The sequence below is a fragment of the Silvanigrella sp. genome (genome assembly GCF_044369315.1).
Lineage (GTDB): Bacteria > Bdellovibrionota_B > Oligoflexia > Silvanigrellales > Silvanigrellaceae > Silvanigrella.
This window is the reverse complement of the sequence record NZ_JBIPMD010000004.1, coordinates 1-21,423: the sequence shown is the minus strand read 5'-3', so window position 1 is coordinate 21,423 and position 21,423 is coordinate 1. Positions and strand designations below refer to the sequence as shown.

28 protein-coding genes are annotated in these 21,423 nt (G+C 27.1%); 8 read left to right on the top strand and 20 right to left on the bottom strand.

Annotated elements, in window-relative coordinates; genetic code table 11:
• Positions 1–109: 109 nt before the first annotated feature.
• The 17 genes from ACIQ56_RS00885 to ACIQ56_RS00805 form a co-directional block, all read right to left on the bottom strand.
• Entirely contained in the window at positions 110–2,068 is a 1,959-nt protein-coding gene (locus tag ACIQ56_RS00885) for a phage terminase large subunit family protein (protein ID WP_397599199.1), read from the bottom strand.
• Positions 2,055–2,651 (bottom strand): hypothetical protein, encoded by a 597-nt coding sequence (locus ACIQ56_RS00880; protein ID WP_397599198.1) that lies wholly within the window; start codon positions 2,649–2,651, stop codon positions 2,055–2,057. Before ACIQ56_RS00880 ends, ACIQ56_RS00885 begins: the two co-directional genes overlap by 14 nt.
• Before the next feature lie 194 nt (positions 2,652–2,845).
• Positions 2,846–3,058: a hypothetical protein gene (locus ACIQ56_RS00875; protein WP_397599197.1), complete on the bottom strand. Its 213-nt coding sequence runs from the start codon at positions 3,056–3,058 to the stop codon at positions 2,846–2,848.
• A 26-nt stretch (positions 3,059–3,084) separates the two neighbouring features.
• Positions 3,085–3,543, bottom strand: coding sequence for a hypothetical protein (locus ACIQ56_RS00870; RefSeq protein ID WP_397599196.1), 459 nt, complete (start codon positions 3,541–3,543; stop codon positions 3,085–3,087).
• On the bottom strand, positions 3,540–4,172 hold the full coding sequence (locus ACIQ56_RS00865) for a hypothetical protein (protein ID WP_397599195.1): 633 nt from the start codon (positions 4,170–4,172) through the stop codon (positions 3,540–3,542). The genes ACIQ56_RS00870 and ACIQ56_RS00865 overlap by 4 nt, the downstream gene beginning before the upstream one ends.
• Positions 4,169–4,717, bottom strand: coding sequence for a hypothetical protein (locus ACIQ56_RS00860; RefSeq protein WP_397599194.1), 549 nt, complete (start codon positions 4,715–4,717; stop codon positions 4,169–4,171). The genes ACIQ56_RS00865 and ACIQ56_RS00860 overlap by 4 nt, the downstream gene beginning before the upstream one ends.
• 42 nt (positions 4,718–4,759) lie before the next feature.
• Positions 4,760–5,311, bottom strand: coding sequence for a DUF669 domain-containing protein (locus ACIQ56_RS00855; RefSeq protein ID WP_397599193.1), 552 nt, complete (start codon positions 5,309–5,311; stop codon positions 4,760–4,762).
• A 25-nt stretch (positions 5,312–5,336) separates the two neighbouring features.
• Complete coding sequence (locus ACIQ56_RS00850; RefSeq protein WP_397599192.1) at positions 5,337–6,056, bottom strand: ATP-binding protein; 720 nt, start codon at positions 6,054–6,056, stop codon at positions 5,337–5,339.
• A gap of 14 nt (positions 6,057–6,070) precedes the next feature.
• Positions 6,071–6,673, bottom strand: coding sequence for an HU family DNA-binding protein (locus tag ACIQ56_RS00845; RefSeq protein ID WP_397599191.1), 603 nt, complete (start codon positions 6,671–6,673; stop codon positions 6,071–6,073).
• 8 nt (positions 6,674–6,681) lie between these two features.
• The gene (locus ACIQ56_RS00840) at positions 6,682–7,020 is read right to left on the bottom strand and encodes a hypothetical protein (protein ID WP_397599190.1); all 339 of its coding nucleotides are present in this window, start codon (positions 7,018–7,020) and stop codon (positions 6,682–6,684) included.
• A gap of 144 nt (positions 7,021–7,164) precedes the next feature.
• Positions 7,165–7,911 (bottom strand): prohibitin family protein, encoded by a 747-nt coding sequence (locus ACIQ56_RS00835; protein WP_397599189.1) that lies wholly within the window; start codon positions 7,909–7,911, stop codon positions 7,165–7,167.
• A gap of 415 nt (positions 7,912–8,326) precedes the next feature.
• Positions 8,327–8,548, bottom strand: coding sequence for a hypothetical protein (locus ACIQ56_RS00830; RefSeq protein WP_397599188.1), 222 nt, complete (start codon positions 8,546–8,548; stop codon positions 8,327–8,329).
• A gap of 46 nt (positions 8,549–8,594) precedes the next feature.
• The gene (locus ACIQ56_RS00825) at positions 8,595–8,990 is read right to left on the bottom strand and encodes a hypothetical protein (RefSeq protein ID WP_397599187.1); all 396 of its coding nucleotides are present in this window, start codon (positions 8,988–8,990) and stop codon (positions 8,595–8,597) included.
• A gap of 73 nt (positions 8,991–9,063) precedes the next feature.
• Positions 9,064–9,321, bottom strand: coding sequence for a hypothetical protein (locus tag ACIQ56_RS00820; protein WP_397599186.1), 258 nt, complete (start codon positions 9,319–9,321; stop codon positions 9,064–9,066).
• A 34-nt stretch (positions 9,322–9,355) separates the two neighbouring features.
• Entirely contained in the window at positions 9,356–10,012 is a 657-nt protein-coding gene (locus ACIQ56_RS00815; protein WP_397599185.1) for a hypothetical protein, read from the bottom strand.
• 46 nt (positions 10,013–10,058) lie between these two features.
• On the bottom strand, positions 10,059–10,391 hold the full coding sequence (locus ACIQ56_RS00810) for a hypothetical protein (RefSeq protein ID WP_397599184.1): 333 nt from the start codon (positions 10,389–10,391) through the stop codon (positions 10,059–10,061).
• Between the two features lie 194 nt (positions 10,392–10,585).
• A complete protein-coding gene (locus tag ACIQ56_RS00805) occupies positions 10,586–12,913 on the bottom strand; it encodes a bifunctional DNA primase/polymerase (protein WP_397599183.1) in 2,328 nt (775 codons plus the stop codon).
• Between the two features lie 480 nt (positions 12,914–13,393).
• Between ACIQ56_RS00805 and ACIQ56_RS00800 the strand changes: the two genes are divergently transcribed.
• From ACIQ56_RS00800 to ACIQ56_RS00780, 5 genes are read left to right on the top strand one after another with little or no spacing between them, the layout of a single operon-like run.
• A complete protein-coding gene (locus ACIQ56_RS00800; RefSeq protein ID WP_397599182.1) occupies positions 13,394–13,948 on the top strand; it encodes a hypothetical protein in 555 nt (184 codons plus the stop codon).
• 57 nt (positions 13,949–14,005) lie between these two features.
• Complete coding sequence (locus ACIQ56_RS00795; RefSeq protein ID WP_397599181.1) at positions 14,006–14,365, top strand: hypothetical protein; 360 nt, start codon at positions 14,006–14,008, stop codon at positions 14,363–14,365.
• A gap of 2 nt (positions 14,366–14,367) precedes the next feature.
• A complete protein-coding gene (locus ACIQ56_RS00790) occupies positions 14,368–14,790 on the top strand; it encodes a D-Ala-D-Ala carboxypeptidase family metallohydrolase (protein WP_397599180.1) in 423 nt (140 codons plus the stop codon).
• Between the two features lie 18 nt (positions 14,791–14,808).
• The gene (locus ACIQ56_RS00785) at positions 14,809–15,201 is read left to right on the top strand and encodes a DUF3307 domain-containing protein (protein WP_397599179.1); all 393 of its coding nucleotides are present in this window, start codon (positions 14,809–14,811) and stop codon (positions 15,199–15,201) included.
• Positions 15,202–15,248: 47 nt separating this feature from the next.
• Positions 15,249–15,746: a hypothetical protein gene (locus ACIQ56_RS00780; RefSeq protein ID WP_397599178.1), complete on the top strand. Its 498-nt coding sequence runs from the start codon at positions 15,249–15,251 to the stop codon at positions 15,744–15,746.
• A 207-nt stretch (positions 15,747–15,953) separates the two neighbouring features.
• Here ACIQ56_RS00780 and ACIQ56_RS00775 read toward each other — a convergent pair whose 3' ends face one another.
• The 3 genes from ACIQ56_RS00775 to ACIQ56_RS00765 form a co-directional block, all read right to left on the bottom strand.
• A complete protein-coding gene (locus ACIQ56_RS00775; protein ID WP_397599177.1) occupies positions 15,954–16,703 on the bottom strand; it encodes a hypothetical protein in 750 nt (249 codons plus the stop codon).
• A 2-nt stretch (positions 16,704–16,705) separates the two neighbouring features.
• Complete coding sequence (locus ACIQ56_RS00770; protein WP_397599176.1) at positions 16,706–18,067, bottom strand: hypothetical protein; 1,362 nt, start codon at positions 18,065–18,067, stop codon at positions 16,706–16,708.
• Positions 18,068–18,234: 167 nt separating this feature from the next.
• A complete protein-coding gene (locus ACIQ56_RS00765) occupies positions 18,235–18,684 on the bottom strand; it encodes a hypothetical protein (RefSeq protein WP_397599175.1) in 450 nt (149 codons plus the stop codon).
• A gap of 158 nt (positions 18,685–18,842) precedes the next feature.
• On the opposite strand from ACIQ56_RS00765, the gene ACIQ56_RS00760 reads away from it, so the two are divergent.
• The 3 genes from ACIQ56_RS00760 to ACIQ56_RS00750 are packed head-to-tail and all read left to right on the top strand — an operon-like array spanning position 18,843 to position 21,287.
• The gene (locus tag ACIQ56_RS00760) at positions 18,843–20,033 is read left to right on the top strand and encodes an MFS transporter (RefSeq protein ID WP_397599174.1); all 1,191 of its coding nucleotides are present in this window, start codon (positions 18,843–18,845) and stop codon (positions 20,031–20,033) included.
• Positions 20,034–20,615 carry a hypothetical protein gene (locus ACIQ56_RS00755; RefSeq protein ID WP_397599173.1) on the top strand — a complete coding sequence of 194 codons (582 nt, stop codon included), beginning with the start codon at positions 20,034–20,036 and terminating at the stop codon, positions 20,613–20,615.
• Between the two features lie 18 nt (positions 20,616–20,633).
• Positions 20,634–21,287 (top strand): helix-turn-helix domain-containing protein, encoded by a 654-nt coding sequence (locus ACIQ56_RS00750; RefSeq protein WP_397599172.1) that lies wholly within the window; start codon positions 20,634–20,636, stop codon positions 21,285–21,287.
• Positions 21,288–21,423 lie beyond the last annotated feature (136 nt).

The window sequence follows — 21,423 nt, the reverse complement described above, 5'->3', positions numbered from 1 at the left end:
ACAGGACTTTAGCGAATGCGTTCGTTTTAATTAATAATTACTTTAATGTATTCATTATTTTACGAGACTTTACCGTCCGCGTGCGGTTTAAAAAAATGATTTATTGTTTTCACCAATGTGAAAACCTTGAACTATTATTAAGCCAGCTATGAGTTTTTCTAGTTGGTTTTTTCATAGTTTGTACATTTTTATTAGGTTCTTTTGTTTCTTTAATTTCCCTTTTATCACCTAAAGAGGATTTAATAATCATATTTTCACTTTCGATTGCAATATTATTTGTTTTTATTATCTCAAGTTTTCTTTCTAGTTCAAACCAATCTTTTTCTTTAAATCTTTCAATTCCAAATATTGAAGCGCAAGCCCTAGCGTAAACACGGCAGTCTAGGGCTTCGTTTCTGCTTCTTTGTTTAATCCATTTGCCTTTAAGCTCGTATTCACAAGTTAACTCTTTAAAAAAACTCTCATGATAATTTGGAAAATGGCAATAACCCATTAATAAATCAAAATCAGATTTATTTTTGCTTAAATAATCCATCAATTCTGCTTTATATGCGTTAACATTTACCCTATAAATTTTAATACCTTTTAAAAGTTTATGGCCTGTTTTTTTAAATTCCCTTAATGGGGATATATTAAAATACTCAGTCATTTTATCTCTTCCTTGTATAGGAAAAACATGAGTAAATTTAAAATTTTGACAGAAAGAATAAACATAAAAAGCGGTGTTGCCATCGCTTGCATCAATTCCCATTTTAGAAATTTTCATTTTTAAATCTGATCCTTCGATATCAAATTCTTCATTTACAATTTTAGCGAGTTCTTGCCAAACTTCATTTTGATCAGTTTTTCCATATAAAATACGATAATCAACTGACCAACTTTCCTTATTTCTTCCCCATGCGACAACTTCACAATGCAAACGATCATGTTGGACATCGACCCCACAAGTTAAAAATAAGCCGCCAATTGGTACCTTATTTAATTCGTAATTTTCCCTACGGTTATATATTTTTTCCCAATCTATTATTTCGCCTGTTTCTTCAAATGGAAGTCCTAAAACAGTATTTACAAAACTTTTATATTTATTAATATCATTTTTAGATTCCTCAAATAATTTTACAGCTTCCCACCATTTAAACCAGCCATCCGGTGAATAAAGTCCGCTAATAAAATAGCTAGCATGTGTTGAATCTTTACTTACGGCCGTAGCTCTCCATTCACCATTATTTAACATTTTAGATTTTTGATATTCTTCAATTAAATATTTACAGCTAATACACTCATATTTTACACTGTGATATTTACCTTCTTCCCATTTTAATTGCTCAAATTCCAATGTTTGATAAAAATTACATTCGGGACATGGGACAAAATACTTTCTTTGATCACCTTCTAAATATGATTTATTAATTTTAGATCTTGAAGCACCTAGAGATGGTGTTGATATTAAAATAATTTTTTTATTAGGAAATGTATTTGTTCTTTGCATTGATAATTCAATTGGGCAGCCTTCACCTTCGACATCGTCGGGCATGCGGTCAATTTCGTCTAATACTAATTTACCAATGGGTAAAGAACATAGGCTTGAAGCACTATTTGCCCCTGATATCGCTAAATAGCCTCCTTCAAATTCTTTCATTAGAATAGTATTTCCAGAATCTCTTTCTCTTGCATCTTTTATTTTATTTTTAAGAGATTTAGAATTTTCAAACATAGGTTTTAATCTAGTTTTAGAAAACTTTTCTGCAAGTTGAACAGAAGGTAACACATACATAATAGGAGATGGCGATATATCAACGTAATAACCTATAAAATTACATGCTGCATTAGTAAACCCTAATTGTGCACCTTTCATTATCGTAATTTTTAAAAATTTAGAACTGCATGATAAATTTTTTAATATTTCCCTCAAGTATGGCGTTATGCTTAAACGATATAGACCCGGACTTGAAGAAGAAACAGAAGATAAAATGATATTTTGCTCTGACCATTCATCTATATCTATTCGTTTTGTTGGCTTTAAACCACGCTTAAATGCTTCAATATAAAAAGAATTATTTATATTCATCGTTAGATAGTTCCCTTAAAGCAAGCTCTATTTCTTCACGCAATAAAAAATAAATTTCATTACGATCATTCATTGCAACAAATTGAGAGGCTAAACGATCTGGTAGATTAAAAAGCGATTCTTTAATGCGCTTACCAATTTCATAAAAATCTTTTTTTACTTTATTCCCATCAACTAAACGGCCGCTAAGTTCTTCTACTTCTAAACGTTCAAGTTCTGCTGAAAATTGCATTTTACGAGTGCGGGCTTGTTCATACGATTCTTTATTATCAATTTTAAAAATATTTGTTTCTGTTTCTTCCGGTTCTTCCGTTTCAATTTCATTGGAGTTTAGAGATAGTTTAGTCTCTAAACTTTTTTTAGGCTCATTGTTTAGGGGTAGTTTAGTCTCTAAACTTTTTGAGTTATAATCAGGATCAGATTTAGATAAGACTTCTAAAACTTTTTTGTAATCAAATTTTAGTTGATTGCTTATAGGATCTCTTGCCATAGCATGATTGAGCCTCCCCTCTTTTTTAAGCTGCGAGATCCGACTTTTTGAAAGATTTAATTTTTTTGAAAGTTCATTTTGGTTTAGAAGCATACCACAGTCCTAGGGGTTGGGGTTTTTTTTGTCTAAAGCGTTTATTTTAGCGGAAAAGTTTAGGTTATAAAAATTTTATAACCAGCCAAAACCGGAGCGCCTCGCTGCCACCGGGAAATAAACGCTAGGAAGAACCTACAAATATAGATAACTATATAATAAATAATTACTTACTCTAAGTTAAATAAGTATTATTATTTGTTAATTGCCAATTTGTTTTTCACACCGTTTTTATTCTTTTCACAAGAAAGATATTCTTTAATATGTTTGTTTTTAATATAATCTAAACACTCTGAATCTAACCAATCTATTAAGTATTGCTTAAGTCTAATATCTAATTTATTAATATTGATAGCGAGCCTTTGAACTATTTTAATTTGTTTGTCATTTATTTCTTTATTAATCATATGTATATATATCTCTTTAATAATTATTAATCACGGCAATTCTTATCACAATGCCATGTATAGAATTGATTATCTTCAACTAATTTGAAGTCATAAAAACCATAAGCTACAGGGTTTTTTCCTTCAATATCTTGAATTTCTCCGGCTTTTTCTTCTGTAAATTCTCCAGTATTATATACAGTAAAATGAATTTTACCGTTTTTTGAACTATCGTTATCATGTACAAAATAAATAAACCCATCATATATTTTGGCTTGTTTAAACCAATTCATTTGTTCTTGAATTAGATTTAAATTATTTTCAAAATATTTAATCATTTTTTCATTGCCAAACTTAAAGCCTGTGTCGTAGGCGTATCTTAATAAATCAGATATTTTACTTATAAATTCTTTGTCAACTAACTCTTTTTCTTTCATATATTTTGTTAGAGCTTTTTTCTTTGATACTAGTAATAAATTCATTTCTTGAGATGTGCATGGTGTCATTTTTTTAATTCCTTAAATGCTATGTTAACATAGTAATTCATATTATTTGAAAGTTTTCTTTCGTATACTTCATTAGCTCTACTCTTTAATTTATCAAATAAGCTTGTGTTTTTTCTTAATATTTCAGACAAAGATACATCTGATTTTAATTTACCGTATTCAGTTCTTTTACCATTTCTTTTTAAAGATAATAACGTACCAGCAATTGATCTACCTTTTTTAGGTGAAACCATGAAAGTATCTTTAGGTTCAACAATTTGTCCTTGAATAGTAGCTACAACTTTTAAAAATTTACGCCCGTTTTTTCCTCTTACAGGTTGCAATTTGTAAGGAAATGAAGAGACGCTTTCGTTTATTTTAGAAAAAACTACACGAGCAAATAAACTAGGAATAGGAGTGCTCATATCTACCTGATCTTTACCTCGCCTAACTCTTTTTTTATAAAGCTTTTTATCTATTTTTAATTCATTTTGCTTAGAAAGTTCCTTTCTAGTTGTTACTAAAACTGTTTTTACAGTCTGACTTAAAGTTGTAACAAGAGCTTTTCTTATAGCTTCTTTTCTTAAATATTCTGTAAGCTGTGTTAATTTATAAAGTGATTCATATTTAATTTCTAATAATTTACTCATTTAAAACCCCCATTAAAATCAAATATTGTTAGAGGATGATTTGATAATTTAGTCCTAATCTTTTTTTTGATTTGAACCATAGGTTCATTTATATCAAGAAAAAAACCATTTTCATTTTTATTTGCATCATCTAATTCACAATAATATCTAGTAATAGGTAGTTTTTTATGCTTTGGTGGTAATTCATTTTTTACTAATTCTAGTGGTAATTTTGTTAGCTCTGGATCATCTAAATTTAAAGACAGCATCCTATATAAATAAGGTAAAAGCATATTGAAGGCTATTAAAATGTGATAAGGCTCGACATCATCCCTTGTTGTCATATTAGTTTCATCAATTAAATCTTGAACTGTAATAATTTTATTGCGGTAAATTTCGCAATATTGATATCTACATAATATATAAGCCGCTTGTCTAACGTTCTCCGTAAAATAAGGGAACTCCATTTTCTCACGTTGTAACTTTGTAAATTGTGGAATCCGACCCATTCTTAAAACGGCACTTTTAATCGTTTCATTTCTTATTTTTTTACGGTCGACGTGCATATTTTTACCTTTATTATAAAAATAAATTAGCAGCTTATAAATTTATTTAAAAAACAATTCGTCGTCATCATCATCTTTTTTAATATTTGTCTTTTTTGAAATAGGACTAGGCGTATTTTTATCAACTAAAATCGGTTCTGCTAGTGCTTTTCTTTGTATTCCATTCTTTTTATCTTCACCAATAGCAGGTCGTACATAATCTTTAATCTCAAATAATCTTACTTGTGGTTCATTTCTTCCATTATAATCATTAAATTTATGAAAAACATCAGCACTAAATTCTCTACCAATTAAATTTTCTAATTCATTTAATTTAAGGTTTTTAAATTGACACGCTTTAATTATTAATGCTACTTTCTTTAAATTGTATTCTGATTGTTCTTTTGTAGCAAATACTAAACCATAAAATACACAGTAATTTTTAAATTTTTGGCTTGTAACTTTAAATTTAAATTTAATCTGTGTATTACCGTTTTTTGTAACTGAATTATCAACATTTTCAACTACAAAATTATATCTACCCTTTTCAATAATATCATTCTCATTGTCATATTCATCTGTATTAATTTCCATATTAAAATCAAAATCAATCATAATAAAAACCCTTTCTAAATAAGTGTTATTTTAATAAAGAATAAAATTTTAAATAATCGTCTTTACTATTTCCTATTGTAATAACTGTGTTTAATGAGTAGCGAGATTTTGCAAGAATAGAAGCGGTTTCTTGAGTATAAATTTTTCTTCCCATTTCTTCCCTTGGGATTTTTCTTTTGTCTTCTAATTCTTTAAAGGTGAAAGATTTTGAAACAAATAAAACAGCATCAACTTGAGCCACTATATATGAGCAACTTTTTTGATTTAATCTTAAGGAATAGCGATCAAATGATTCAGCTAACGGGTTATCAAATCTTTTAATTTGTTCATGAGCTATAAATATAATATTTTTATTATGATTTTCTAATAAACTTTTAAAGCTTTTTAATAATGTAACCCACTTTTTTTGAGCTTGCTCAAAACCTTTTCCATAGTCAAAATCCGTGATCGTTTTTTTTCCATGTTGATTACAAACATGCTCAAAAATCATTTGTTCTAAAAAATCAATACTATCTATTACAATAGTATCATATTGCTTAATCTCATTTAATTTAAAACAATCAAGAAATTCATCAAAATCTTTAATGCCTGATATTCTATTTACGTTTAGTTTTTTTGTACCATTTTCAACATCTAAAAAAATTGGATTAGGCGCAAAACTCGCTAGTGTTGATTTTCCTACACCAGCCGCACCGTAAAGAATTATAAAAAATGGTGTATCAATTTTCCCTTGATTTATTTCCATAATATTTTAAACCCTTAAACATGAAATGAAAGCTTAGAGCCTCTAAAAAAAGGCACAAATCTTTCATTATTTGAAATTTCATTATTATTTTTATTATTTCTACGCTCTAAATATCTTCTAATTTCAAACACGCCAAAATGCCTTAATTCAATTCTATTTAAATCAATTAAAATGTTAGATATTGTTTTAAAAAATTCATTTACCACCAAATAACAATCATCTTTATGGATTAGAAGACCTGAATTTTTTAAAGACTCGTGTAATTTTTCGGATAGTAAAATACTATAATTTGAATCACTGAACTGATCTGATTTGTTCTTTAAAGAGTATTTAAAATTCTTAGAAAACTTACAACGTACTACTGGCTTAATATTAATATTGTTAATTTTTTCTTTTGTTTTAAAATTCATTCCTGATTTAATATTGTAAGTTTTTTTGTAGAAAACTCCCAAGTTCGTTATTTTTAAAACATTATTTGAATTAATTTCTTGAATACACAAATGAATTATTCTGTTTACAATAAGTTCTAATTTGCAAGTATCCACTGTGTAATCTTCTAGCATTGTGTTAATTAAATCTTTTTTTGTATATGTTTTATTACTAACAGTTTTTTTCATTTCTAACCTCAATTTATTACAAAAACATCTTCAATTGCTTTGTTTATTTCTTGATCGTTAAGATATTTTTTTAGTAATAAGACACATGACAAACTTTCATTAGTCATATTTCCTCTGTCTCTTAGATTTAATATTTTCTTTATTAGAGTTTCTTTATCTATTGGTTTTTCAATATATTCATTAAAATCAAGTGATAGCTCAATAAACTGATCAATTTTTAGAAAATATTTTTCGGATAGGTAACACTTTTCAATTAAAGATGATTGATTATAAGTATAAATATATTCATTTTCATCAATAACTGACTTATTATCGAGTAACAGTTTAAGAGCTTCTTTTGTATTCATATTAACCCCCATTATTAAAAGCTTGAATAATATTTAATATTTTTTGAAATAATATTTTTGATTATTAGCAAGATGATGAGGGTTAATATTTTGCTAATGTGATTATTTTTCATTTTATCTCTCAAAATTGTATTATTTTAAAAATTATTTTAGACTCATTATTAAACCATTATTGCCATCAATAATTTGTGGCATCTTGCCATCCCACTTTTTAATCATTTCCATTTGTATAATTTTGGGATTATCTGAAACTGCTTTTCCGAGAATTTCGGCAGATTTTGCTTCGGCTTGGGCACGAATAATTTTTGTTTGTGCATCAATTTTAGCTTGTTCTTGTAGAAATTTAGACTTCTCGGCTTCTTGTTCTTGGATCATTTTAGATTCAATTGCTTTTTCTAGCGAGTCCGATAGTTCTGTGTCTTCAATAACAACATCTGTTAAATTTACTAAATTATTAAGTTTTAATTTTGAGAGTTCAAGAACTCTTTTTTTGATATCATCTCTTTGTTTAACAATATTTTCAGCGGTTTTTGTGGAAGTAATTTCTTTTAGTGCTTCAATAACTTTCGGAATAACAAAATTATCAACTACGTTGCCGTTGTAGTTTATTAAAATATTTTTGACTGAGTTATCTGGAATTTCATATTGAATTCTTATTTTGGTTTTAACTGGCTGCAAATCGGAAGAGTAGACATTCACTTCTTTTTCGATTGATTGATTAGCAATAGAAAGTTTTAATATTTCCGTGCCAAATGGATTATAAAAGTACATTCCTTCTTTATAAACTATGTTACTAGGTTTACCGAATTTTACTTCAATGCTTCTTTGCATTGGCTCATTTTGGTGGCAGGAAGCAACTAATAAAGGTAATATATAAATTAATTTTTTCATGTTATTTTTTCCTTTTAAAAAATGATTTATTTCTGTTTTTTATTTTGATTATTATAAATAGCAATATTATAATGCTATTTATAAAAACTATATTAATTATAATTAATATTTTCATTACTGTATTACCCATTTCTATAATCTAAAGTTAGCTCTTATCTTCTAGTAACATTTTTTCAATATAATTTAATACTATGTTATTAATAATTAGAGGTATTTGAATAAAAATATATATCGAAAGATAATCAATTAGTAAGTTTTTATAGAAGTAAAATATAATAATACCAATTATATTTAATAATATTATCAAAAATGAATATAAATAAATTACAAAGCTAATGTTTACAATATTATATTTTTTTCGACTTATAGTATCAATATTATCATCAATCATATTATATAACCTTATATTTTAATATTATTTTTCTAAATATTCATTTAATTTTCTATTTAAAGTTTCAAATGTAAGCCAATTAATAAAAACAAATAAATGAACCATAAATATGACTAAGTTTTCATTTTTTGAAGTATTATTTGTAAAGAAAGTATAAATGCATAAAGAGCTACTAATTAATAAAAGCAATGAATAAAATTTGAATATATTTCCCATCATTTTACAAAATGATCCCTTATGTGTCATATTTAATACCTTTATATTTAATTATTAAATGGAAATACTTAAGCTTTTATAAATTTTCTTCAATGAATTCAAAAGTAACTTTAACTTTAGAAACTTTTTCATATAGGCTTTTTAAACCATGTAAATCTTTCCATAAATTTGAAGTTTGATGCTCAAAAGCGTCATCAATAGGGCATCTTTTATCCCCTAATGCTTCTAAATTTTCTCCAATATAGCAATTAAATTCTATCTTACGAGGTTTTTTAGGTTCATTATATTCTTTATATTTATTAGAATTTATATTAGATAAAAAATCTTTATAATCAATATACGATGTGTAATTATTCTTTTCTAAAATTAAATTACCTTTTTCAATATGATAAACTCCTCCTATATCTGAAATTACTTTTTTCCCTTTTTCCATTATTATTTTTAGAGCTTCATATTTATCTAAATTAAACATTTTAATTACTCCAATTTATTATCAAATATTCAAAAAATGTATTTACTTATTTATTATTGTTCTTATTCATATTTTAGAAACGGCAATACGGCTTCCAGTTATCAATATTTCCTACTGGCCTTTTAGTTTCTGTTGGAGGAGGCGATTTTCTATTGTTTACCTTTTCAATTTCTTTAATTAATTGATCAATCTCAATATTTATATCTTTCATAAGATGATCCCATCCAGCAGTCCATCTATCGCCTACCGCTAAGTCTCTATTTGCATTTGCAATGCAAAATTCTTTATCTAATAAAAGATTTTTTAATTTAAACATATTTAAATCGTTCATAGATTTTTACTCCAATAGTTCATAAATAAAAAAATTATTTGTCTTCTTTAATTTCTTTAAATGATAAAATAACCTCAAATTTCTTACTGCATTCACATTCATCTTTAAGTATTTCTAATATATTTCTTATTGAATTTAGATTCCTTATTATTGAAAATTCTTTGGAAACATTAAATGTGTAGCCATGAAAATCATAATTATTAGACAAGTTTGTAACACCTAAAGAAGCACCTTTACTTAGTAAAAATCTAACATTATTTTTATCATCTTCTTGAAAAGGATAGTATTGTTTAAATTTAACATCTTTAAAATCTAAGAATGTTTCTATACTAATATGATTTTCATTTTCTTTTTCATCAATTAATTTAATATTATTGTTTTTTACATTATAAAAATGCTTAATATTATGTTCATTAATAATTATTTTATTTTTTAATAGTTCAATGAGAGCTTCTTTTGCTGTAAGAAAAAAATCGTTATCAATCCTATTTTTTTCTTTTAGGGATTCGTGCCAACCGTGCTCAAATCCTCCTCTAAATGAAATTTGTCTTTCAAGTACAGCATTATCGCCGTTATTAGGTTTTTTTTTAGAAAAAAATTCATAAGCTTTTTCTTTATCGTTTAGGCAGCTATCATGGAATTCTTTTAATACATCTAATTTTATTTTTAAAATATTGTCCATATTTGCCATTTTATTTATTCCTATTATCTATTATTTTATCATTGAATATTAAGTATTAGTTACTTAATAGGTCTTCGTTATAATCGTCTTGTACCCATTTTATTATTCCGATTAGAAAGGCTGCAACATCTCCGACTTCTTCTAATATTCTAATATGGTCTATTGGTTTTTCTGAATTAAATTCGTTTGAAACTTCACCTAATTCTATGGAAGCTAGCTTTATTAATTCTAGCGGATGTAAATTTTCTAGTGGTTCTTTTTTAATATTTTTTTCTGAATTTAATTGATGTAATGTAACAGCTTTTAAAACTTGTGTTTGTTCTAAATATCTTTTCTCTTTGGCTATTGTGCCATTTGACAATAAAAAATGAAAAGGATGAAATAGCATAAAATTGTCTCCTTAAAAGTATTTATTAACTTAAATCAACATTTTTAAACTACGAGAATTAAATCAGTTTGTATCATTATCCACATTAGATATTTGAAAATATTTTTTATTATTGATTTTATTGGTTTCGTTATCCATGTGTTTTCCCTATTTGTGGATAACGTATGGATAACGGAAATTAGGGGGGTAAATATTTAATTTAAAAGCTGATAATTTTTAGTAACTGTATGGTTTTTATTTGTTATTGCTTTTTTACTAAGGATATTTTGGCTAACCATTTCTTCAAGCGTTTCTTCGGCTGCATTCGTTTTTGTGCCAAGTATTTGGGTAATTTCCCTTAGTGTAGCATTGTTTGATTTACGTTTATGGGTTTTAAAATAAGATATAATTTTCTTCTTATATTTTGTAAATTGTGTCTCTTCTAGGTCTATATCCAAAAATTCCAACATATCTAGTGACAGTGTATACAGCATTTTTTCAGCTAATTTTATATCGTTTAAATTAACATGATGATCGTCTCTACCTATCGCATGCAAAGAAGCTACACGCACGATTTGCTCTGCATAACGTGAATACATGTTATGTTCTTCATATTTTTTATTCTTTGTTAAAATTTCTCTCTTATCGTCAATTCTCTCAACTAATCTGTGAAAATATAGTTTTGTTTCTTCATTTTCCCATTGCATTTTTCGTTTAATTATTCTTTGTGGTACATGAGTATCTAGGACAATATTTTTATTACTGGAAATTATAGAATCAAGGCTTTCTTGTGTGTTTTTAATTTTCTCATATTCATCATTGATTGAATCTTGGTAAATTTTCTTTAATTTACTAACTAAAAATTCAGGGCATTTTGTTCTTGTTGCCTCGTGGTTTACTTTAGGAATATCCCTATTAATTGCCAATAAAAATCTATTTAAAAAACCTGAATTGATAGCTTGCTGATCTTTAAATTGTTTCATGCCTTCCATAGAGCTTAAAGTAAACAAACTAAATTTAGGTTGTTCTATCATTGGAATTTTAAAGCTTCTTGAAGAAATACCTTCAATATATTCCCTGTGATTCCATAGTTCCATTATACGACCGGTCATTTGATATAGTGGAGATGTTGGAAGTGATTTTAACATGGGAGTAAAGTAAGTGTGAACTTCATCTGACACATGAATACGAGAATTATAATCATATAGGCACATGAGAAGCCCATTTATTGAAGTAAATTTTTCATTTGCTAAAAGATTTTGATCAACTTGTAATAAAATATCTTTTATAAAATATAAAACATCGTCTTTACCTCTACCCGTTACAGCAAACCCCATTTGATAAAGTGATAGTGAACAATTTGTAGGGGATAAATATCCTGATTGAGCTACTGCACTAATGGCACTAAATGCAGCTAAAAAATGAAGTTTATCTAAGGAATACCTTGAATTTTTTGTAACATATTCAAAATATTCTTTCACAAAACCTTGGCTAATTTTTATTGCTTCATTCATATATTTATCATTTTCTAGATTAGAGTTTTCTTCATTTGATTCTATTAAATCATCTGCATTTTGACTACCTAATAAAATTAAATTCTCTCCTAATTCTTTTATCATAGGATCAATGTTTTCAGAGGGCATATTTGCAATTTCAAGTATTTCTAATGGTGGATATTTTGATCCAAATCCAAACTGTGTTGCCCATTGGAAAATATTATCTTTTTTTGAATAAATACTTTTATTATTTTTTGTTATACTTGAAGCTTTTTTGCACCAAGTATCCCATACATCAAAAGCATCATCTCTACCTGTATTATACAAACGCATTCCAATTTCACGCCAAAAGTTCCTAGTACAATTTGATGAAATAAGCTCTAAGGCTTCTTTTATTTTTTCCCATTCAAGATCTGTTACGTAAATAGGTTCAAATGAATTTTCATTATTTTTATATTTTATTTTATTCGGATTTTCTTTTTCTAATAAAGCTTCAAGCCATATTGGTAATTCTGCAACTTCAACTAAATCAGGATGCCAATCATCATCAAATCGGTAGTTATTTCCTGTTACATGTTTAGACGGAGGAAAGACGACAAAGCCATTTTCAGCCCTAAAATCTAACCCATCATTTAAATGAATTCTATTTTTAAATTTTTTATCTGTTCTGAAATATAAATGTTTTCCTCCTGATCCTGTGTGAACTAAAACAGTTTCCGGAATTCCTCCATGCGGTTTAGCTAAGGAAACTAAAGTTTGCCAGCCGTCAATGTGTTCCTTTACATCAACATCCAAAACTACAATGCCGAATCCGGTAGCAAATCCAACTTGAGAAGTTTGCGGTAAATGGGTGCGATATTTATTTGCAGTAAATGGAACTCGTGGATGTTTGCCTACCGTTGTACATTCGGGGTCATTGCAAGAGCATTTTTTAGCTATAGTAATTGAATACAAAGGAAAAAATCTATTTATATCTTTATTTGTGTGAATCAAATATTTAAAGTAAAATTCTTTATTTTCTTCAATATTGTTATTCCTGTAATCCATTTTTAGCCCTTTTTTAACTGTTAGTTGCTCTTTGCTGCTCATTTTCAGTTGTAAAAACTAACTTAAAGCAATGGTTTGACGCTTGCAAGTGCGTTACTAGCTTAACTGTTTACTCGTTTTACTTAATAAAAATATATATATAATATATATAATATATATGGTTTCTTTATATATAAGAGAAAAAATATTTATTTTTAACGTTGCAATGGGAAAATAAGAATAAAATCGAATTAATTAAAATTTTAGATTAAAAAAAAATTAGATAGTAATTATTTTATTAATCAAGTCAAAATTCAGTAACAAAAAAAAATACCATAAAAATGTAAATTTACATTCTCAAAATTTGTTACTTGTTTGCTAAAAAAACTCCTAACTCTAATTTTGAACTTTAGGATCATGAGCAAGGGAAAATTTATCAAAATGGGATTAATAAACTGTATTTTCCCCTTCCTATTTTGATATAAATATATGGAGATGTTCATGGTAAAAGTTGCTAAAGTATTTAAAAATTATTGTATTATTTCGGTTGACTCTGGAGAGAAAGGTGCTATAAGTTTGTGCACGCTAATAAATGGAGAACACAAAATTTTAAAATGTGTCCCATTCGATTTTTTAGCCACTAAAAAAGATGAGCTGATACTCATATCGGAATTTTTTGCAGCCGCTCTGAGAGAGGCCTCAAAATCAAAATTAGAAATAGTTTCGATCATCGAAAGACCTTTTCCTTCTCCAAAAAATTCTAGACTTGCGATCTCAAATCAGTTTGCTTCTTATGGTGGCACTTTATTAGCTTTGCAACAAAATGATGCTAACGAAACAATCGAAATTCATCCAAGAAATTGGATTTACAATGTTTGCTCAAAAGAAGAGCGAGAGTTGAAAAAAGATGGCCGTATTTTGGCTTGCAAGCGCATCTTTGGATCTAAAGTAACAGAATATTTAACGGTAAAAAGAAAACGCTCAACTGTCCTTCATGATGGGATTGCAGACAGCCTTTTAATTAACGTCTATTTTGCAAAAAAATTACTTGCCTAAAAAATATGTAAATATGCTCTTAATTAGTCGGGGCATATAAATTTTTTAGGAGATATTATGGATTTAGATACTAAACTCGAAGTTAAAGCCGATGTTGAAAAAACATCAGGTCATTTAATAAGCCCTTTTCTTAATAAAGAAACGGCTGTTTATTATTTTGCCTTTACCGTAATGTTACTCGTTTTTACATTTATGGCAGTTTTTATATCTGTTTATGGGCTCGAAATTAGAGCAGATATAAAAGAATTAAATAGAAAATATGATAAAAATATGGAAAACGACGCTTACTATAAAGCTAAATTAGATAAAAATAGCCAAGATATAGAAAGTTTAAATCAAAATCAAAAAGAATTTGAGAAAACCATTAAGGAACATGAAAAAAGAATTTTAAAAATCGAATCAAAAGGAAGATATTAAAAATGAAATTAACAGATAATTTTAGCTTAGATGAGTTTATAAGATCAGAAACAGCAACAAGATTAAACATTGATAATATACCAGATGAAAAAATTATTTCAAATTTAAAAAATTTATGCGTAAATTTATTAGAACCTTTAAGAGCTAAATTAAACAAACCCATTATTATATTATCAGGTTATAGATGTTCAGAATTAAACAAACATGTTGGCGGTGTATCTAATTCAAAACATTTATATGGGCAAGCTTCTGATATTAAGGTTGAGGGAATGAGTAATAAAGATTTAGTAAAGCTTATTCAAAAATCATTTAAATTTGATCAGTTGATTCTTGAGTATATGAAACCAAACGATCCATTTAGCGGTTGGGTTCATGTTTCATGGGTTGGTTCAAATAATAGGAATCAATTTATAACTATATCATAATTTAAAAAGGTTTTTTATATGACAAATGAAACTTTATTATACTTGTTTTTTCTATTTCAGATTAAACATTTTTTTTGCGACTTTATTTTTCAAAATGACTTTATGCTACAAAAATCAAGACCGTTTCCATATTTTTTAGCTCCTTTATTTTTACATTCTTTCGTTCACGGCATCGTAACATTTTTTATTTCTTTAACGCTTACACATGATTTATTTATATCTTTTAATCTATTTTTATTTGATCTTTCAACTCATTTTCTTATTGATAGGATTAAATCATCATCTAAATTTCTAGGAAGATTTAAACCAAATAGCAAGTATTTTTGGTGGTCTTTAGGGTTTGATCAAATGTGTCATCATTTAGTTTCGTGTATAATAATTTATATATTGGTTTGCCAAAAATGCTTATAAAATATAAAATAATAATATTGATATGTGTTTTTTTAATGGGTGTTCTTGTGGGTTATATAATTAAAAAAAATAAAATTGTAGAAACCGTAAAAATTGAAAAGGTTATTGATAAACAAGCTGTTTTAGAAGCTGTAAAAAAAGAGCGTGATAATATTTATAAGAGTATTAAGCAAACAAAAGTTAAAGAAACATTCAAAAAGCCTAATGGTGAAACCACTATCATTGAAAAAATAGAGACAAATACAGACGAAAATAAAATTATTAGAAGTGATTTAAGTTTGAATATAGAACAGAAAACCCATGAAAATGATGTTATAAGTACTAATTCTTTTGACCATTTTAACTTATCCATATATGGGGGTGCTGGAATTACTAATATCAATATGAACCAAATTGATAATTTAGAAAGCATCGTATTTAAAGCTTATAGTGGTATAAAATTTATTTATAACTCAACCCCCAACCTTAGCAGCTCGATAAGATATGAGTATCAATTTATCAAAAATAGCCATTCAGTAATGGCAGAAGTTGAACAAAAATTTTGAACGCCAAGCGGCGTGAGCGTCGCCTTAGTCTATAGCAGACCATAACCGCAAAGATGGACGAAATTTTACCTATTTCTTGCTGAAATGATTATATATTTTTATAAGTTGAAACTTTTTAATGATAGGCTGGCAAGAAAAATAAGGTTTTGCTTTTACACATCCTAGTTATCTATATATAACAAGCATAAGTTTAATTTCAAAATATTTTTAAAATAATGTTTCACTAATTTTTTCATTTTTTGCCTGCACTTCAACTTTTGATTGCATATCATTTTCGAATTGTATTTTAAGCTCTTCTTGTGTAGGCTCTATCTGTTTTTTTGCTTCCATAGCTGCCAATTTAGAAGCTTTTTTTGCTTCAATTTTTTCCTGTATTTGTAAATATTTATTTCTTCTATTTACACGCATTTCCCAGTCTTTAACTTCTCTTTCATGGATTTTATCTTTCATTTTTTTAAATACATCAAAATTATCTTTCATAACGAAATTGTAAATACTTCCATTATTGGAATTTTTAAGTATATTTTCCAAGCCTATATCGTGCAATGCGTAACAGAATATTTCACCCCAACGGCCGCCAGCTTGCTTAGGATTATCTAATAATAGTACAAATTGAATAGGCCAAATACATTGAAGGTCACGAATAATATTTTTAACCGGTAATTGTGTAGTCAAATTTTCATCAATTACTTGTCGTGTTACTTTTGGCAATAATGGAGATTGTGTGGATTTATACTTTTTAATTAATTGGTTTAGATTTAGTTTACCCGTTAGACTTGGAAGTTGTGCAAGTCTTACCTTAGGCTTATTATTATTGTCTTTATTATCTTTGTTACCTTTATCTCCATTATTAATATTATTGTCTTTAATGGGTTTTTTGTTTTTACTTGCATTGTTACTTTTTTGTTTCTCTTTAGGCTTTGTTTGCATTTGGTTTTTTAACTGTTGAACTTGCATATTTAACCTCCTATTGATGTATATTTGTTAAAGTTCTCTTGTATATTATTGGACTTATTATATTTGTTTTTTCTTTTAATTCTAGCAATTAAAGGTAAAATATATTCTTCATATTTTTGAATGCCAATTTTTTGAAGATCCATTTTTTGAAGTTTTAGTTGATGTTTAGGTAACGAATTTAAATAAGTTTTAACTTCGTCGCAAAGTTCATTGAAAAGATCTGCCTTCGCAAGAGGAACTTCAGGTTCTGCCTCCGCAAGAGGAACTTCAGGTTCTGACTCCGCAAGAGGAACTTCAGGTTCTGACTCCGCAAGAGGAACTTCAGGTTCTGACTCCGCAAGAGGAACTTCAGGAGTACCTAGATTTTGCCATTTTAAAAATGCTTCTTCTGTTATTCTAACATCAATAGGCCTATTAGTTTCTATAGAATATATATAAAACTTTTTTATTAATTCAAAAGGATATTTTTCTATAAATGGACTTAAAACATTATCAAATAAATCATATTCATAGAATTGAAAAAGCTTTGAAATAACACCTTTTTGATGGCTATCTCTAGCATAGCTAATAATCTGTTTTTTATTTAGTTCAATTTCGCTAAGTCCTTTTTTATAGCTCTTTTTAAAACTTTTGTTTTTTTCCTTTGGTGGTGTTTCATTTGGAAGTTCAAAGCTCAAGTTTTTCTCACCACCATTTGTTAATTGGGTTCTTTCTTCGATGGGTTCTTTGTTCAATGGGGTTTTGTGGTAACCCACGGTGGGTTTTGTGGTAACCCACGGTGGGTTTTGTGGTAACCCACCCCCCGAAACATCTTCTTTATTATCAACAGTATCTAAGTTTTTTGATGCTCTGTTTTTCTGTTTTACTTCCAAAATTTTCTTTTTTAGATCTTCAGGCATGGATCTTTTTTTGTTTTGGTAAAAATTACCTGCGTCTCTAAATGCATGATTTAATTTCCATTTGCTTTGATCAACTAAAGTAATGACTGAGGATATTTGTATTTTTGGATTTTTAGGATCTTTTCTATGTCTGATTTTAATAATGTTGCAAAATTCTAGTAACGCATTGCATTGTTTTAACTTTGTCTCTGATATCCCCAAATTTTCGCATGTTGTTTTTTGGAGTTCAAAAAATCCTTTTGCGCTTCTATGCGCTCGCCTTACAATGCGCATGTAATAAGCCATTGTATAAGTGTCAAAACATGAATCTACAAATAAATTGTCAATAACAAAAAATCCGTGATCTCTTTGATCAACTACTTTAATTTGTTCATTTGTTTTTCGATCATCTTGCAATTCGTTAGCGTTGCTATGGGAGCCATTGGGCAATTGGGAGGCAGTAGTTTTTTTGTCTTTTTTTTGCATGTATAAACCATCCTTGATTTAAAGACGGCTGTATGCTAAAATGAAATTACTAGATTCTTTAGCACACGTCCGCTAGGAGCAATTTTTGAAATCCCCCCTCTGAAGGGGATTTTTTTTGTTCAAAAAACCATTTCTTGAACATCCCCTAAAAGTAGCACAAAAATTTTTTATGAACAATCATTCAAAAAATTGTTACTTTTTTCAGCATTAAAGTATTTTTTAATAGTTTTTCCTAAAAATATACTCCCGTTTTTTTCTCTTCTTACAAATGGGATATTATATTTAACAAATAAACGGTTACAATGTTTATAAGAAACGCCTAATATTTCGGCTACTTCTTTTAAATTATATTCAGTTGTATCAACTAAAAGAGATATTTTTTTATCTGGAAATTTTTTAATTAAAATATCATTTTCTTCTTTATCATATTTATCACCAATAGAAGCAAATTTATACCCTATTTTATAATTATGTTTAATTATTTCCCTTAATTCAGATTCTCTTTTTAAAAATTCTTCATTTAGTTCTTTATTTAACTTAACAAATTTCAAAAGAAAATCTTTTGATAATTCATTTTGTATACCTTCGCTAAGTAATTCAAAAATTGCTGGGTTCATTTTACTTTCCTCGATTCTGTTTAAAAACTTAATAAAAAATTATTTCAAATCTAAAAGGGACAGAAAACTATCACAAACAAATTGACTTTGTGATATAATTGTATTACTTAATTGAAATGTCAACATTAATCCTATTTTTTTATAGAAAGGTTACCAAAATGTACAAAAGTTATTATAAAAGCTACCTGGCATCAATATTTATATCTTTCATTGAATGGTTTGATTTTATAGTATTTATTTATATTTTTATGCTATTATTTAATAATAATGATAATTTAATCGTAATATCTTTATTTCAAAAAATTGGTATGCTAATTAGTTTTTTTGCACGCCCACTAGGTGCATTTATTTTTGGTAAAATATCAACTATAAAAGGTAGAATTCCTTGTTTAATTAATACGGTTTATTTAATGTTACTTGCCTCAATTTTATTAATTTTTGCAGTTTTAATAAAAGAATATATATACGCTTGCGTAGCAATTACGATTATAGCTCGTTTTATGCAAGGTATGGCTCTGGGTGGTGAGTTTACAAATTCTGTTTTATATATATATGAAATTGCTACTAAAAAAGCTACTGCTATTGCTATAGCAGGTTTTGGGGCTGGTTTAGGTATGACATTGGCAACATATGCACCAAATTTATTATCAAGTATTAAATCAGTAGACAATAAAATAATTATTGCTTACGGATTATCAATTGTATTGTCAATTTTTGCCATATTTTTAAGAAAAAATATGACAGAAACTAAAGGAAATCAAAAGAATATTTTAAATGTTAATACAAATAAAGAAAGTAATTTGTTACTTTCTTTTAATATATTTAAATATGTTTTTCCTTATGTATTTTTGATTTATTATACTCTTATAATATTTCCTAGTCATGCGGAAAAAAATTTTAAAATTACATTAGAAGAATCAGAATATTATCTAACATATTTTAGTTTTTTTACTGCGGTAATTCCTATTTTATTTGGTATATTAGCAGATAAAATTGGAGTAGATAAAGTTTTAAAATGGACTAATATTTCAATACTTTTTTATATACCTTTATTTGTTCTTATTAAAAATCCAATTTTTCAAATTAATGTTATATCTTTATTAGTATCATCTTATTGGGCTGTTGCATTAACTAAGTTATTTACAAAGACAAATATAAATCAATTATACCTTGCTTTTCCTGTTTTATATAATATTATTGTTGCAATTATATCAACGCAAATAGTAACCTTTTTTAATATTGGTATTGATCACGATAAAGTCTTTATTGTTTTTCTAATCTTCATGTTTTTAATTAATATTAAAGAAATATTTACATTTAATAATAAAATAAAAATTGAGGTTAGATAAATGAAAATAAATACTATTACAAATGATGTCGTTAAATTGCCTGAATCTGTAAATGAATTATTTAAAGACCTTATAAATCATATGAAAACAACTAAATATGACAGAACAACTTTTTCATTTACCGATCCAAGTTCTAAAACTGGTATTATTATTAATCAAAATGAAGAATGGGTTCAAAAATATATTAATGATAAATTGTATTTAGATGATCCTGTTTGCAAGTGGGAAGATAAAGCAGTATTAGATCTTAGCACAAGAAAAACTAATAAAGTTTATAAAAATGATTTTGAAAGTATTCATAATTCACCATGTATTGATGGTGAAAAATTAAAGAAAATAAGAAATGATTTTCTTATATATTCAGGAGGTACAACAGTAACAAAACATAATGATGTTATTTTAACATTGGATTGGTGGTCTTCTGATAAAAACGCTAAGTTTTTAAATGATTATAATTGTCCATTAAAAAGATTGTTTTTTTTAGAAATTGAAAAAAATTTAATAGATATATATAATAAAAATTATAATCTTATATTTAAAGACAAAAAATTGATAAACGAAAATGTAATAATAGATATTTAAAATAAAATTGGGGATTTTATGAATTTAAAAAATATTGGTGATAGAATTAAATATTGCAGAAAAATTGCTAAATTAACAAGACCTGATTTGTTAAGGAAATACAATTTTTCACAATCTACTTTAAATCAATATGAGTTAAATATAAAAAATCCCTCTGATCAAAAAATTAATGAACTTTTAGATATTTTTAAAAATGAAAATGTTATTGTAAGTTTGCAGTGGCTAAAAAATGGTATAGGCGAAACTCCGAAGGAATTTAAAAATACTGATTTAATAACACAAAATATGTTAACAATTAATAATATACCTTTAATAGATAGCCTTCAATTAATTGATATTGAAAAACAACTTATTTTAAAATTATATCCAAATGCAATTACTGGTGTTTGTGATAATTTTGAACTTGAGCCGACAGTTAAATTTAGTGATGAAGTAGCAGGTATTCCATGTGATTTAAATAAAATAAGAAATTTAGAGGATGTTCTTTGTTTAGTTAAATATAAAAATAAAATATATATAAAAGTTGTAAATAAAATTAATGAAGATAATACAATTAATTTAATTGGTATTAACCCAAAAAAAGCAAGTGCGAGTTTTTATTTAAGTAATGTTACGCCCGATGTTATAGCGCCCGTTATTTGGATCAGAAAAAATCCAGATGATTATATTTAAGAAAGGTTTTAATTATGGTGCGCCAAGATAAGTGCGTAAGAACCAGTGAGTGCGAATCTCACCCACGTAAAGATTAGCCATCAGCGTGGAAGTAAGCAGTGCGATTAATAAGGTAACAAATTAATTGAAGCCATTG

Bases quoted from the DNA above. Each gene is read 5' to 3' on its own strand.
- ACIQ56_RS00790 (WP_397599180.1), top strand. From the start codon at position 14,368: ATGAAATTAACAGATAATTTTAGCTTAGATGAGTTTATAAGATCAGAA.
- ACIQ56_RS00855 (WP_397599193.1), bottom strand. From the start codon at position 5,311: ATGATTGATTTTGATTTTAATATGGAAATTAATACAGATGAATATGAC.
- ACIQ56_RS00800 (WP_397599182.1), top strand. From the start codon at position 13,394: ATGGTAAAAGTTGCTAAAGTATTTAAAAATTATTGTATTATTTCGGTT.
- ACIQ56_RS00770 (WP_397599176.1), bottom strand. From the start codon at position 18,067: ATGCAAAAAAAAGACAAAAAAACTACTGCCTCCCAATTGCCCAATGGC.
- ACIQ56_RS00865 (WP_397599195.1), bottom strand. From the start codon at position 4,172: ATGAGTAAATTATTAGAAATTAAATATGAATCACTTTATAAATTAACA.
- ACIQ56_RS00805 (WP_397599183.1), bottom strand. From the start codon at position 12,913: ATGGATTACAGGAATAACAATATTGAAGAAAATAAAGAATTTTACTTT.
- ACIQ56_RS00820 (WP_397599186.1), bottom strand. From the start codon at position 9,321: ATGAACGATTTAAATATGTTTAAATTAAAAAATCTTTTATTAGATAAA.
- ACIQ56_RS00825 (WP_397599187.1), bottom strand. From the start codon at position 8,990: ATGTTTAATTTAGATAAATATGAAGCTCTAAAAATAATAATGGAAAAA.
- ACIQ56_RS00810 (WP_397599184.1), bottom strand. From the start codon at position 10,391: ATGCTATTTCATCCTTTTCATTTTTTATTGTCAAATGGCACAATAGCC.
- ACIQ56_RS00840 (WP_397599190.1), bottom strand. From the start codon at position 7,020: ATGAATACAAAAGAAGCTCTTAAACTGTTACTCGATAATAAGTCAGTT.
- ACIQ56_RS00760 (WP_397599174.1), top strand. From the start codon at position 18,843: ATGTACAAAAGTTATTATAAAAGCTACCTGGCATCAATATTTATATCT.
- ACIQ56_RS00765 (WP_397599175.1), bottom strand. From the start codon at position 18,684: ATGAACCCAGCAATTTTTGAATTACTTAGCGAAGGTATACAAAATGAA.
- ACIQ56_RS00880 (WP_397599198.1), bottom strand. From the start codon at position 2,651: ATGCTTCTAAACCAAAATGAACTTTCAAAAAAATTAAATCTTTCAAAA.
- ACIQ56_RS00785 (WP_397599179.1), top strand. From the start codon at position 14,809: ATGACAAATGAAACTTTATTATACTTGTTTTTTCTATTTCAGATTAAA.
- ACIQ56_RS00750 (WP_397599172.1), top strand. From the start codon at position 20,634: ATGAATTTAAAAAATATTGGTGATAGAATTAAATATTGCAGAAAAATT.
- ACIQ56_RS00850 (WP_397599192.1), bottom strand. From the start codon at position 6,056: ATGGAAATAAATCAAGGGAAAATTGATACACCATTTTTTATAATTCTT.
- ACIQ56_RS00755 (WP_397599173.1), top strand. From the start codon at position 20,034: ATGAAAATAAATACTATTACAAATGATGTCGTTAAATTGCCTGAATCT.
- ACIQ56_RS00845 (WP_397599191.1), bottom strand. From the start codon at position 6,673: ATGAAAAAAACTGTTAGTAATAAAACATATACAAAAAAAGATTTAATT.
- ACIQ56_RS00835 (WP_397599189.1), bottom strand. From the start codon at position 7,911: ATGAAAAAATTAATTTATATATTACCTTTATTAGTTGCTTCCTGCCAC.
- ACIQ56_RS00885 (WP_397599199.1), bottom strand. From the start codon at position 2,068: ATGAATATAAATAATTCTTTTTATATTGAAGCATTTAAGCGTGGTTTA.
- ACIQ56_RS00860 (WP_397599194.1), bottom strand. From the start codon at position 4,717: ATGCACGTCGACCGTAAAAAAATAAGAAATGAAACGATTAAAAGTGCC.
- ACIQ56_RS00815 (WP_397599185.1), bottom strand. From the start codon at position 10,012: ATGGCAAATATGGACAATATTTTAAAAATAAAATTAGATGTATTAAAA.
- ACIQ56_RS00875 (WP_397599197.1), bottom strand. From the start codon at position 3,058: ATGATTAATAAAGAAATAAATGACAAACAAATTAAAATAGTTCAAAGG.
- ACIQ56_RS00870 (WP_397599196.1), bottom strand. From the start codon at position 3,543: ATGACACCATGCACATCTCAAGAAATGAATTTATTACTAGTATCAAAG.
- ACIQ56_RS00795 (WP_397599181.1), top strand. From the start codon at position 14,006: ATGGATTTAGATACTAAACTCGAAGTTAAAGCCGATGTTGAAAAAACA.
- ACIQ56_RS00775 (WP_397599177.1), bottom strand. From the start codon at position 16,703: ATGCAAGTTCAACAGTTAAAAAACCAAATGCAAACAAAGCCTAAAGAG.
- ACIQ56_RS00830 (WP_397599188.1), bottom strand. From the start codon at position 8,548: ATGACACATAAGGGATCATTTTGTAAAATGATGGGAAATATATTCAAA.